We start from the raw sequence: 11,500 nt of genomic DNA on the forward strand, positions 1-11,500 counted from the left end.
ACAATTGACCCCGAATCATGGGATTATCGAACGATGGACGAGACCATGACCGAACCTGTGCAAACCGCGCCTTTCGCGCCCTTCGAGTGGATGCTGTCGGCGCGCTATTTGCGGGCGCGGCGCAAGGAGGGATTCATCTCGGTCATCGCCGGGTTCTCCTTCCTCGGCATCATGCTCGGCGTCGCCACGCTGATCATCGTGATGGCGGTGATGAACGGCTTCCGCAAGGAGCTGCTCGACAAGATCCTTGGTCTGAACGGCCACATCCTGGTGCAGCCGCTGGAATCGCCGCTGACCGACTGGAAGGATGTCGCCGAACGCATCAGCCAGGTCCAGGGCATCCGCCTCGCAGCGCCCGTGGTCGACGGCCAGGCGCTGGCGTCCTCGCCGTGGAACGCCTCGGGCGTGCTGGTGCGCGGCATCCGCTCCGACGACCTCAACAACCTCACCTCGATCGCCAAGAACATCAAGCAGGGCTCGCTGGAAGGCTTTGACGACGGGCAGGGCGTCGCGATCGGCCGGCGGCTCGCCGACCAGCTGTCGCTGCATGCCGGTGACAGCGTGACCCTGGTGGCGCCGAAAGGCGCGGTGACCCCGATGGGCACGACGCCGCGCATCAAGCCGTACAAGATCGTCGCGGTGTTCGAGATCGGCATGTCCGAATACGATCTCGGCTTCGTGTTCATGCCGCTCGCGGAAGCGCAGGCCTATTTCAACCGCAGCAGCGACGTCACCTCGATCGAGGTGTTCACCACCAACCCCGACCGCATCGATGCCTTCCGCAAGTCGGTGACGGAGGCGGCGGGCCGGCCGGTGTTCCTGGTCGACTGGCGCCAGCGCAATTCGACCTTCTTCAACGCGCTCCAGGTCGAGCGCAACGTGATGTTCCTGATCCTGACCATGATCGTGCTGGTCGCGGCGCTCAACATCGTGTCCGGCCTGATCATGCTGGTGAAGGACAAGGGCAGCGACATCGCGATCCTGCGCACGATGGGCGCCTCGCAAGGCTCGATCATGCGGATCTTCCTGATCACGGGCGCCTCGATCGGCGTGGTCGGCACGCTGGTCGGCTTCTTCGTCGGCCTGGTGATCTGCCTCAACATCGAATCGATCCGGCAGTTCCTGTCCTGGCTGACCGCGACCGAGCTGTTCTCGCCGGAGCTCTACTTCCTCTCAAAACTGCCCGCCGAGATTGACGTCGGCGAGACCTCGGCCGTGGTCATCATGGCGCTGACCTTGTCGTTCCTGGCGACGCTCTATCCGTCCTGGCGCGCCGCGCGACTCGATCCCGTCGAAGCGCTCCGGTACGAGTGAGGGGCTGATGGAGAGCCATGGGGCGGACGATGTACCGGTTCTTTATCTCCACGAGATAAAGCGGCAGTACTTGCAGGGCGAGGCGCCGCTGACGATTCTGGACGGCGCCAAGCTCGCGCTATGGGCCGGGCAGTCGGTCGCGCTGGTCGCGCCGTCGGGCTCGGGCAAATCGACGCTGCTGCACATCGCGGGGCTGCTTGAGGCGCCGGATTCCGGCGAGGTCTATGTCGGGGGAGCGCCGACCTCGCAGCTGCCGGACATCGAGCGCACCCAGCTGCGCCGCACCGAGATCGGCTTCGTCTACCAGTCGCATCGGCTCTTGCCGGAGTTCTCGGCGCTCGAGAACGTCATGCTGCCGCAGATGATCCGCGGCCTGAAGAAGTCCGAATGCGTCAAGCGCGCCAAGGAGATCCTCGGCTATCTCGGCCTCGGCGACCGCATCACCCATCGCCCCGCGGAACTGTCGGGCGGCGAGCAGCAGCGCGTCGCGATCGCGCGCGCGGTCGCCAACGCGCCGCGCGTGCTGCTGGCAGACGAGCCAACCGGCAATCTCGACCCGCACACCGCCGACCACGTGTTCCAGGCGCTTATGCAGCTCGTGAAGGCGACGCAGGTCTCGATGCTGATCGCGACCCACAACATGGAGCTCGCCGGCCGCATGGACCGGCGCGTCTCGCTGGCCAACGGCCAGGTGATCGAGCTCGAATAACAAACTTGCGAAAACAACCCCATGCACAGTAGCCGGCCTTGGCCGGTGACGGGCGGGGTGACTTCTCCCAGTTATCTGACATCGCTGGCAAAACGGCGGCGATCGCGCATCGCCGCCGCCTTCGGGCAGTTCACGGCCGGATCATCGTCATGCTGAACGGGCCGGCGTTGGCGGCCGCGTAGGCCACGGCCTCGTTGGCGTGGTCGAGATCGAACGCCTTGGTCTCGTAGTGATCGAGGCGCAGCAGCCCTGCGCGCACCAGCGCGATCAGGCGGACGGCGGCGTCCGGCGGATACATCCAGACGCCGTGGATGGTGATGCATTCGCGCATGATCCAGTTGTAGGGCAGCTCGAGGCCCGCGCCGCCCTGCATGTTGACGCCGCCCATCAGCACGACGCGGCCGTAGGGACGCACCGTCATGATCGCGGCGCGCACCACCGTCGTCGCGACCGAAGGCGGCATGATATCGAACACGCAATCGATCGGGCCGGGAGCGGCGCGCTTCATCCGCGCGCAATCGTCGGCCTCGTTGCCCGTCAGCTTCACCGGCCTGACGCGTTCGCCGTAACGCCGCACGAGTTCGGCCAGCATCGTCTCGTTGCGGCCGGGCGCCACGACGCAGGCTGCGCCCATCGCCAGTGCCACGGCTACCGCAGCGCTGCCGAAATTGCCGGTCGCGCCACTCACCAGCACGGTCTCGCCAGGCTGCAATTTGGCGGCGAGGAAGCCGCCATAGGGCACCAGCATGTTGCCGAGCGCGCACCATTGGTCGGCCTCCGTCGCGCTGATCTGGCCGAGCCGCGTCACGTTCTCCGTCGGCACCCTTATCTGCTCGGCGAACGAGCCGTCGTGGAAATACTTCTGGAGCCGCATGCCGCCTTCGCCGCGGGCGCTCACGCCCTGGAGGTGAATGTCGGGAGCGATCGCATCGTCGCGCGAGCGCACCGTCGGACCGCACAGCACCCAGTCGCCGACGGCGAGTTTCGTCGCGTCCGGGCCGATCGCGCGGACGCGGCCGACCCCGCCCGCGCCGGGGACGACGGGGAGATCCAGCGCGTATTGACGCTCGCCGCTCAACACCTCGTTCGTATACGAGATCACGCGGGTGGAGACGATATCGACGATGACCTCGCCGGTGCCGAGCACCGGGGCGGGCACGTCCTCGATCGCAAGCGGGGTTCCGAAGGATTTAAGTACGGCAGCTTTCATGATGTTCACCTCAAAGTCGGGTGATGCTCATATGCGCTGCCTTTGACGGGGCAGGAAGGCCTGGTATTATCCTAGTATTCCAGAAGCCCTTCCATCGCGGGAGCATGCCATGGCCGATCCACGCCGCGTCGAATTCGGCGACTTCCTTCGCTCCCGCCGCGAAAAACTGTCGCCGAAGACCGTCGGGCTTCCTGCAGGCGCGCGGCGGCGCACCGCGGGGCTGCGCCGCGAGGAGGTCGCGCAGCTCGCCGGGATCGGCGTCGACTGGTACATTCGGCTGGAGCAGGGCCGCACCGCCAGTCCGTCGGTCACCACCGTCGATGCGCTCGCCCGCGCGCTGCGCCTCAGCAAGACCGAGCACGCGCACCTCAAGGACCTTGCGCGCGACGGCGCGCGGGGTGCGTTCACGCGCGAGGTGGTGCCGCCGCCGATTTTGCGGCTGGTCGAGAGCCTGCCGCATCCGGCCTACATCACGGGACGGCGCTGGGACGTGCTGGCCTGGAACGAAGCGGCCGAGGAGATCTTTGCGTTCGGGCGTTTGCCGGAGCAGGATCGCAACACGCTGCTGCTGATGATGACCAACAAGAAGACGCGAAAATCCTATGGTGCGGGCTGGGCGGATGTGGCCAAGCGGATGGTCGCGATGTTTCGCGCCACCCACGACGTCTGGGCCGGCGATCCCGCGTTTGCAGAACTGCTGACTCGGTTGCGTGAAGGCAGTCCCGAGTTCGTCAAATGGTGGGGCGCGCACGAGGTTCACGGCACCATGTCGGGCCGCAAGACCATGACTCATCCGACCAAGGGCGTGCTGCATTTCGAGCACACGAGCTTTCAGGCCAATGACGATCCCGCGCTGAAGCTCGTGATCTATACGCCGGTGTAGGATGGGGACGCCTAATGGCTGTTGCCAACCAGGTGATCGACGAACGTCAAGCCGGTTGCAGCCCGTAGCGGAGGTCACGTCGGCCTTGGTCGAGCGCCGCTTCTGACCCATGGCAGGCCAGGACAACTTGTACTAGATTGCCGGCCGCATATAGCCGAACGGAGCGCGGGATGCCCCTTTGCGAAAAAATGGTCGGCGTGTTGGCCGTACTCGTCATGAGCGGATTATGTGCAGCAGTGGCGGCGGACACACTTGAATATGACCGCGTAACGTCGACAGATCTCAAGTGGAACCCGCTCCCCTCTATGCCCAAGGGGACGCAAACCACGGTGCTTCACGGTAATCCAGGCAAACCTGGCCTTTATACCGTTCGGCTCAAAATACCACCAAATTCAAAAATGCCAGTGCACTCTCATCCTGATGAACGCGTTCGCGTTATCATTTCGGGGACATACTACTCTGCGCTTGGAGACAAGGTCGACGAGACGAAACTCTTGAGCTTTCCGCCCGGGACGTTTTCGCATGTGCCGCCCAAGGTGTGGCAATTCGCGGAAACGAAGGATGAAGAGGTTGTATTCGAGATTACTGGAATTGGACCGACAGGCATTGACTACTTGAACGCTGAGGATGATCCGCGAAAACAAAAATAGCGACGGCTTTCCGGTCTTGGCCCCAGCGGAAATATGCCGCCAATGGGATGACGTCGCTTCTGGCCCCTGGCGGACATCACGCACCTCGGCGTGATGTCTGCACCTTACGTCACAGGTCGATCTCACGTGGCTAGCAGTATCAACTCGCTCACGCGGTCTGGCGCATCGCGCAGCGACAAAGAGTGCAAATGGCCCTGAGCGGACCGCTCAAGTTTTTCGAGATGGACTTGCTTGTCTGCTTGAAGGGCGTGCCCTTGTAAGTAGAGTTGGCGCTTCTGAAAGAAGCCGTTCCCCATCTGTCGACGGTCGCGTTGCTCTACAATCCGAACGAGGTCAGCGCTTCGCGGGTGATCAAGGCAAACGAGGCGGCCTCGCGCCCGCTCGGACTTTCCCTTAACGCCATCGGAATTCCGATCGCTGAAGCGATCGAGCCGGCGTTTGAACAGATTGAGCGTGATCGCGTCGACGGCGCTGTCATCGTAGGATCAATGCTGTTCAATGAGCGCGCTCGAGTGGGCGCGGCGGCGCTTGCCCACCGCCTGCCGTCAACTTGCATCGTCGCTGAAATGCTTCCGTATGGCCTGTTGATGTCATACGGCCAAGACTTTCCCGATTATTTCCGCAAGGCCGCGGGCTATGCTGCCAAAATATTGCGAGGAGCAAGTCCCGCCGACCTTCCCGTGGAACAACCCACCCGACTGAAGCATGTCATTAACTTGAAGGCCGCAAAAGCCATCGGACTGTCGCTCCCTTCATCGCTACTCGTGAGTGCCGATGAAGTCATCGAGTAGATCGATGACTTCCTCTTCCGGGCCCATAGCAGACCGAAACGTTACGCCACCCGATCCCTGCGGCTATCCGAGCAGGTTCGGTCATCCGGTGCCAGTGGCGGCGCGGTAGCTTTCCCTCGTAGGGTGGCGTCGTTTCCTGCTGAGCTGACCACAGCGGCCCGCGCGTCGCGCCAGGCGACGATCCAGATCAGGAAGCCCGCAAGCGCGAGCGCGGCGCCGACGGGGCCGGTGGATGTCCAGCCAAAACCCTCGCGAATGGCAACGCCGCCCAGGAAAGGGCCGAGCGCATTGGCGGTGTTGAACGCCGAATGGTTGAGCGCGGCGGCAAGCGCCTGCGCGTCGCCCGCGACGTCCATCAGCCGGGTCTGAAGGATGGCTCCGAGCGAGACGCCGGCACCGATCGCGAAGACGTCGGCCGCAAGGAGCCAGGGATTGCCGGCCGCAAGTGGAAATACCAGCAGCGCGGCTGCCGAAAACAGCAGGATGATTCCCGCCGTCGGCATCAGCGCGCGGTCCGCGAAGCGCGGCACGATGAGATTGCCGAGCGTGGCACCGATGCCGAAAATGGCGAGAAAGAGGGGAATGACCGAGGGACTGACCTTGGTGACCTCGATCAGCGTCGTCGCTAGATAAGTGTAGACGGCGAACATGCCGCCGAAGCCGATCGCGCCGATCGCGAGCGTGATCCAGACGCGGCCGCTTTTGAGGGCTCCGAGCTCTCGCAGCGGGTCTGACCGGCCGGCCTGGTCGCGCGGCGCAAACAGCGCGCAAAGCAGCACCGTGAGCAGCGCCAGCAACGACACGAGGCCGAAGCTCGCGCGCCAGCCGACCGCCTGACCGATCAGATTGGCCAAGGGCACGCCGATGATGGTGGCGCCGGTCAGGCCGAGCATCACCTGGCCGATCGCCTGTGAGCGACGATGTTGCGAAACCAGCGAGGCTGCAACCAGCGCGGCGATGCCGAAATAGGCGCCATGCGGCAACCCCGAGAGAAAGCGGGCCGCGATCATCCAGCCAAAGCCGGGGGCGAGCGCGGTGAGCGCATTGCCAACCGCAAACACCGCCATGAGGGTCAGCAACTGCGTGCGCCGCGCGAACCGCGCGCCAAGCACCGCGATCAACGGCGCGCCCAAGACCACGCCGAGCGCGTAAGCGCTGATGGCATGCCCTGCGGTCGGCTCGTCGATCCCGAGGTCGGCGGCGAAAAACGGCAGCAGGCTCATCGATGCGAATTCGGTGGTTCCGATCGCAAAGCCGCCGATCGCGAGCGAGAGCAGGACGATGGCGAGGTGAGGGGGCGCGGAGGCCGCAGTCGCGCGAGGCGAGGTCGCTTTCGTCGAGATCGTCATGTGTCCTGCATTGGTGGCGTCAACGGGAACCAGCCCAGCGAACGTCGCCACCCCTGCAAGATTTATCCGTTGTACTTAGAGCCGGATCGGCTCGCGTCAACAGGGAAGACCGACCGCATATCAGCCTCCCGATTTGCAGCGACCGCTCGGTGCCGACAGGCCCGGCACCGCATCCGCCCGTTGATCTAGGTCAACGTCGCCGATGCTCTGGTCCTCACCCTGAGCGCAGCCGCAAGGAAGGCGGCTGCTGCAACGAGGAGGGGATCATGATGCGTCCGAGCAAGAGGCTTTCGATTGGGTCAGCGACGGTTGCCGGAATTGCCGCCAGCGTGCTGTTCGGCTTTGCAGGCGTCATTCTCACTCCGGCGCCAGCTGCCGCCGTCGTGTACTGCCAGTACGTCGACTATCCGCCGAGTTGCGTTGCGCGGGCCGGCGTGGTGCTCCGGCCACGCCCCGTGGCGCGCGCCGCGGTCCGGGCCGGCACGGCGAGCCCGCGCAATATCAATGGCGGTATCAATCGCGTTGGCGTGCGGTAGCGGATCTTGCGTGCGCGTTGTACTTACGGCGTCGGCGCGGCCGGAGGCGTCGCGCTGACGTTCGGCAGCGGAACCGTTGGCCAGGGGCTGGTCGGACTCGGCGCCGACAGGCACGACGTCGCAAGCTGCGGCCAGACCGATGCGAGGCCCGTCATGTCGATATCGAATTTCGCAAGGTCGGCCTTGCCGTCCGGCATCGGCGTGGTTTCGCGGACCTGGAGGTAGCGGGATGTCAAAATGGCCTTGATCATGTCGGACCCGACAGTCCCGTTCCAGACCTCATACTTGCCGAAGCGCACCGGAAACCCTCCGGCCTCCTCGTTGGTGTCGGCGCTCGCCATCATCCGGATCGTGCTCTTGCCGACGGCGGCCTCGTCGGTCTCGCCGGCGAATCTCAGCGGCACGCGATCCTTGTTTTCGCAGGACAGACGCCACTCCATCATCCGGAATGAAGAGCCGCTGTCCTTCTTCAACACCGCGATCTTGCTGACAGACGGCTGCAATCCCTTCTCGAGCGTCCACGCCGTTTCCACAAGCGTTCGCGTGTCTATGCCAAACCGGTAGAGCTCGGATCGGGTCAGCACGTGCAGGCTTTCGTACTTCACGGTCCGGATCAGATCGTCGAGCTCGCGGCTGATCCCCATCGCCGCGATGAATGCGGTGCGCTCGCGATCGGCGGTTGCGATCCGGCGCTGCCTGGCGGCCGCGACCACATCCGGTGGCGGATCACCGTGAAAGGTCAGGACCAGCCTGGAGTTATGGACCCCCAGTGCCGCGTCGGGTGCGACCTCGCGAGACGTCGCGCCGAGAAACAGGTATCCGCAGGCCGAATTGCACATCGCCCTGCGAGTGGTGAGCTCGGCCTCGATCTCGCCGCCGGCGTTCTTGATCTTGAGGCAGCTGGCGTCCACTTGCGTGCCGGCGGCGCATGCCGTCGCACTGGTGCGGCCGACCCGCGCCACCGCCTTCCGGCTGCGCAGCAACCGTCCGATCAAATAGGACTGCTCCACATTGCCGCCGGGGGAGTGCAGGTAGATCGGAAGCTGGGTGTCCTTGACGCCGGCGAGGAAGCGGCGAATGCGCGCCGCCGCGCCCTCATCGACCTGGCCCTCGATGGCGATCCAGCGGTCGCAGCCCGGCCCGCAGGCGTCAGGCGCCCCCTTGGCAAGATAGATCGTGAGCCTCGGCGAAAATCCGGCTTTCTCGACCGGCGTTTTTTCTGCGTGCAATGTGCCGGGGATCGAGAGCGCGGCCACGAGCAACAAGATACGGACAAGCATGAAGTGACGGGACCACGCGCGGTGAAGACCAAAGTGAGGTTATACGATGACCGGCGTCGTCACAACTTTTGGTGGCGGCTGTTCATTCCGCGACATCAGGCGCGCCAAGCTACGGGGCGCGGGTCAATTCCATGCCGTCGACCACCATCTTCCAGGTTCCAGCCGCCTGATGGGGCGGTTGCGACACCTCGAATGTCGTCTCAATGAAGGGAATGCCGACGACGAGATTGTCGCCCTCGAACCTGCGCAGCGGCGCATTGATCGAGGTCGTGGTATTGCCCCTGACGCGCTTATAGTGGACGGTCCCGTCCTTGGTGACCTCCAGCCTCATCGTCTGCGCCCGCCATTCGCCCACATAGGCAGCCTTGTCGTCCGCGACCGGCTGTCCGCACGCGGACAGGATCGGCAGCATTGCGACGAGAACGATTGGCAAAATCCGTTTGCTCATTCTGCTCGAAGCCCGATTCAGGGATTGGATATGTCTCGACCTACACTCCTCGCATTCGTCGCTGCGCTCGCGGCGACAGTTCAATCGCTGTCTGATTCGGTTTGGGTTGTCGGGGTCGAGCCGGCGTCAACGAGCGGCACCCTCAAGATCGCCTAACCGCCGCGCCCGCGCCGGCGCGCCGTTGTCGGCTTTTTCTGAGGGAAATACGGGTTCACGAGGCATGAGGCCGAGCGGCCGACGGCGAGATATTTGCACTGCGCGAGCGAAGCGTAGCGACAGTCGACGTAGCCGACGGGGCCGTAGATCTGCATGCAGACGGGATAGTTGGGATCATAAGTCTGGGCGCGCGCGGGCGCGGTTGCGACAAGCACGCCGGCCGCGCCGAGTATGAGCCACGCGCGGCGCATTTCAACGCTGCGAGTCATAGCCGGGCGCAAACACGCGCGGGCGATTCTGATACGCATAGGGATCATCGCTCTGTCCCGCGAAATAGGGATTCGCGATGCAGGTCAGCGGCCGGCCCGACGCACTCGCCTGGCACTGCGCGTAAGTGTCGAACCTGCAATTGCTCAAGCCCGGCCATTCATCGCCGGTGAGGCAGAACGGATGCGCGGTGCCGAACGCGTTCGCGTCTGTGCTCGCGCCCGCGACAAGCGCAAATGTGGCGATCGCGAGCGAAAGTGTGGCGACAATGAGGAAGGCAAATCGTGCCCGCATTTTCGATTCTCCGATCACAGGATTGTGCGCGCGACGTCGTTACGCGCGCACGAAGTGTACATCGCGCAGAAGGCATTGGAACTGCTGAAAACTCTTGTTTCAAAGGGTTTCCCGAACGCTCCGCTAAATCTTCATTCATGAAGCGCGGCCCTTTGGGCTGAACTGTTGCGTCGAGGTTACAGCAATTCCGTCGATCGCTGATATGACGTCGGCCCACGGCCCGGGGGCCTAACGACGAAACTGGAACGGGATTCAAATGAAGAAGAGTTTGTTGCTTGTCACTGCGAGCCTGGTCGCGATCAGCGCGGCGGCTCCGGCGATGGCTGCTGATCTCGCGGCACGGCCTTACACGAAGGCGCCGGCGATGGTCGCCACGATCTACGATTGGAGCGGCTTCTATATCGGTATCAACGGCGGCGGCGGTTCGTCACACGCGACCTGGGATCTGACCGGCCTCGGCCGCGAAGGTTCGCACGACGCGACCGGCGGCACGGTCGGTGGCCAGATCGGCTATCGCTGGCAGTCGGGCCAGTGGGTGTTCGGTGTTGAAGGCCAGGGCAACTGGGCTGACTTCTCGGGCAGCAACACCAGCGCGCTCACCGGCAACAGCAACCGCACCAAGATCGACTCGTTCGGTCTGATCACCGGCCAGGTCGGCTACGCCTGGAACAACGTCCTCGTCTACGTCAAGGGCGGTGCGGCTGTGCTCGGCACCAAGTACGACATCCACACCCCGGGCGGTGCGTTCGTCGCTTCCTCCGACGACACCCGCTGGGGCGGCACGGTCGGCGTGGGTCTCGAATACGGCTTCGCCCCGAACTGGTCGGTCGGCGTCGAGTACAACCACATCTTCGTGGGCGGTCACGACCAGAACCTGACCAATGGCGGCGTGTTCGTGCAGACCGACCACGTCAAGCAGGACGTCGACATGGGCCTCGTCCGCCTGAACTACAAGTTCGGCGGCCCGATCATCGCCAAGTACTGAGCAACGGACTGAGAACAGTCGCTCTTTTTGAGCGACCGTCGAAAGCCCCGGCCGCTGGCCGGGGCTTTTTTTTGACGTGAATTCAGCGGGTTAACCATTCCTCTTCGAGAGAGACGAGATTGCTTGACTCCCGGGAACGAAATGAGAACAATGTTCTGCATACGTTCCAGTAAGGGAGCAAGCCATGTTCAGGATTTTCGTGGAAGAAGCCGCTGCACTGACGTCGATCGCGCTGTTCGTCGGAATGATCGCGATCTGGGCCCAGGTCATCCCGCAGCTTTGAAGGGCGATTAGGCCGCGCCGGGCTCGGTGTTTACCTCTCCCCAGCGGGGAGAGCTCGGATTGCGCAGCAATCCGGGTGAGGGGCCGCAGCGCTCCGTCAGACCGCAACCCCTCACCCGGATCGCATCTTCGATGCGTTCCGACCTCTCCCTCCGGGAGAGGTGGCACCGAGCACTTCGGCTTTGACCGGATTGCCGGCCTGGGGAAAAGCGGGACGGCGCGGCCGTTTGGCGGCTCCGGCGTGGACTCTGCCAGCGCGACACCCCACCATTGTGGGGCGAGTCGGCCGGACGAGCGCAGGGATGTCTCCTGAGCCGGCGACCGCTTCATCGCATCTCACAAGAGG

At 64.0% G+C, this 11,500-nt stretch carries 13 protein-coding genes; 7 read left to right on the forward strand and 6 right to left on the reverse strand.

Features of this window, described 5'->3' with window-relative positions; translation table 11 throughout:
* Positions 1-33 precede the first annotated feature (33 nt).
* Both IC761_RS16740 and IC761_RS16745 read left to right on the forward strand, forming a co-directional pair.
* The gene (locus IC761_RS16740; protein ID WP_195804279.1) at positions 34-1,314 is read left to right on the forward strand and encodes a lipoprotein-releasing ABC transporter permease subunit; all 1,281 of its coding nucleotides are present in this window, start codon (positions 34-36) and stop codon (positions 1,312-1,314) included.
* A gap of 7 nt (positions 1,315-1,321) precedes the next feature.
* Positions 1,322-2,023, forward strand: coding sequence for an ABC transporter ATP-binding protein (locus tag IC761_RS16745; protein WP_195804280.1), 702 nt, complete (start codon positions 1,322-1,324; stop codon positions 2,021-2,023).
* Positions 2,024-2,153: 130 nt separating this feature from the next.
* On the opposite strand, the gene IC761_RS16750 is transcribed toward IC761_RS16745, so the two are convergent.
* Positions 2,154-3,233, reverse strand: a complete 1,080-nt coding sequence (locus IC761_RS16750) for a quinone oxidoreductase family protein (protein WP_195804281.1) — start codon at positions 3,231-3,233, stop codon at positions 2,154-2,156.
* A gap of 109 nt (positions 3,234-3,342) precedes the next feature.
* On the opposite strand from IC761_RS16750, the gene IC761_RS16755 reads away from it, so the two are divergent.
* The 3 genes from IC761_RS16755 (at position 3,343) to IC761_RS16765 (ending at position 5,557) form a co-directional block, all read left to right on the forward strand.
* Entirely contained in the window at positions 3,343-4,116 is a 774-nt protein-coding gene (locus IC761_RS16755) for a helix-turn-helix transcriptional regulator (protein ID WP_195804282.1), read from the forward strand.
* 170 nt (positions 4,117-4,286) lie between these two features.
* On the forward strand, positions 4,287-4,766 hold the full coding sequence (locus IC761_RS16760) for a cupin domain-containing protein (protein WP_195804283.1): 480 nt from the start codon (positions 4,287-4,289) through the stop codon (positions 4,764-4,766).
* 266 nt (positions 4,767-5,032) lie between these two features.
* Entirely contained in the window at positions 5,033-5,557 is a 525-nt protein-coding gene (locus tag IC761_RS16765) for an ABC transporter substrate binding protein (protein WP_195804284.1), read from the forward strand.
* Between the two features lie 41 nt (positions 5,558-5,598).
* Here IC761_RS16765 and IC761_RS16770 read toward each other — a convergent pair whose 3' ends face one another.
* Positions 5,599-6,906, reverse strand: coding sequence for an MFS transporter (locus tag IC761_RS16770; protein WP_195804677.1), 1,308 nt, complete (start codon positions 6,904-6,906; stop codon positions 5,599-5,601).
* Between the two features lie 269 nt (positions 6,907-7,175).
* On the opposite strand from IC761_RS16770, the gene IC761_RS16775 reads away from it, so the two are divergent.
* Entirely contained in the window at positions 7,176-7,442 is a 267-nt protein-coding gene (locus IC761_RS16775) for a hypothetical protein (RefSeq protein WP_195804678.1), read from the forward strand.
* 23 nt (positions 7,443-7,465) lie between these two features.
* On the opposite strand, the gene IC761_RS16780 is transcribed toward IC761_RS16775, so the two are convergent.
* The 4 genes from IC761_RS16780 to IC761_RS16795 form a co-directional block, all read right to left on the reverse strand.
* On the reverse strand, positions 7,466-8,722 hold the full coding sequence (locus IC761_RS16780; RefSeq protein ID WP_195804285.1) for a COG3904 family protein: 1,257 nt from the start codon (positions 8,720-8,722) through the stop codon (positions 7,466-7,468).
* 109 nt (positions 8,723-8,831) lie between these two features.
* Positions 8,832-9,170 (reverse strand): hypothetical protein, encoded by a 339-nt coding sequence (locus tag IC761_RS16785; RefSeq protein WP_195804286.1) that lies wholly within the window; start codon positions 9,168-9,170, stop codon positions 8,832-8,834.
* A 152-nt stretch (positions 9,171-9,322) separates the two neighbouring features.
* A complete protein-coding gene (locus IC761_RS16790) occupies positions 9,323-9,577 on the reverse strand; it encodes a DUF3551 domain-containing protein (RefSeq protein ID WP_195804287.1) in 255 nt (84 codons plus the stop codon).
* A 1-nt stretch (position 9,578) separates the two neighbouring features.
* Positions 9,579-9,887: a DUF3551 domain-containing protein gene (locus IC761_RS16795; protein WP_195804288.1), complete on the reverse strand. Its 309-nt coding sequence runs from the start codon at positions 9,885-9,887 to the stop codon at positions 9,579-9,581.
* Positions 9,888-10,143: 256 nt separating this feature from the next.
* Between IC761_RS16795 and IC761_RS16800 the strand changes: the two genes are divergently transcribed.
* On the forward strand, positions 10,144-10,872 hold the full coding sequence (locus IC761_RS16800; RefSeq protein WP_195804289.1) for an outer membrane protein: 729 nt from the start codon (positions 10,144-10,146) through the stop codon (positions 10,870-10,872).
* Positions 10,873-11,500 lie beyond the last annotated feature (628 nt).

It is taken from the genome of Bradyrhizobium commune, assembly GCF_015624505.1.
GTDB lineage: Bacteria > Pseudomonadota > Alphaproteobacteria > Rhizobiales > Xanthobacteraceae > Bradyrhizobium > Bradyrhizobium commune.

Bases quoted from the DNA above. Each gene is read 5' to 3' on its own strand.
- IC761_RS16740 (WP_195804279.1), top strand. From the start codon at position 34: ATGGACGAGACCATGACCGAACCTGTGCAAACCGCGCCTTTCGCGCCC.
- IC761_RS16745 (WP_195804280.1), top strand. From the start codon at position 1,322: ATGGAGAGCCATGGGGCGGACGATGTACCGGTTCTTTATCTCCACGAG.
- IC761_RS16750 (WP_195804281.1), bottom strand. From the start codon at position 3,233: ATGAAAGCTGCCGTACTTAAATCCTTCGGAACCCCGCTTGCGATCGAG.
- IC761_RS16755 (WP_195804282.1), top strand. From the start codon at position 3,343: ATGGCCGATCCACGCCGCGTCGAATTCGGCGACTTCCTTCGCTCCCGC.
- IC761_RS16760 (WP_195804283.1), top strand. From the start codon at position 4,287: ATGCCCCTTTGCGAAAAAATGGTCGGCGTGTTGGCCGTACTCGTCATG.
- IC761_RS16770 (WP_195804677.1), bottom strand. From the start codon at position 6,906: ATGACGATCTCGACGAAAGCGACCTCGCCTCGCGCGACTGCGGCCTCC.
- IC761_RS16775 (WP_195804678.1), top strand. From the start codon at position 7,176: ATGCGTCCGAGCAAGAGGCTTTCGATTGGGTCAGCGACGGTTGCCGGA.
- IC761_RS16780 (WP_195804285.1), bottom strand. From the start codon at position 8,722: ATGCTTGTCCGTATCTTGTTGCTCGTGGCCGCGCTCTCGATCCCCGGC.
- IC761_RS16785 (WP_195804286.1), bottom strand. From the start codon at position 9,170: ATGAGCAAACGGATTTTGCCAATCGTTCTCGTCGCAATGCTGCCGATC.
- IC761_RS16790 (WP_195804287.1), bottom strand. From the start codon at position 9,577: ATGCGCCGCGCGTGGCTCATACTCGGCGCGGCCGGCGTGCTTGTCGCA.
- IC761_RS16795 (WP_195804288.1), bottom strand. From the start codon at position 9,887: ATGCGGGCACGATTTGCCTTCCTCATTGTCGCCACACTTTCGCTCGCG.
- IC761_RS16800 (WP_195804289.1), top strand. From the start codon at position 10,144: ATGAAGAAGAGTTTGTTGCTTGTCACTGCGAGCCTGGTCGCGATCAGC.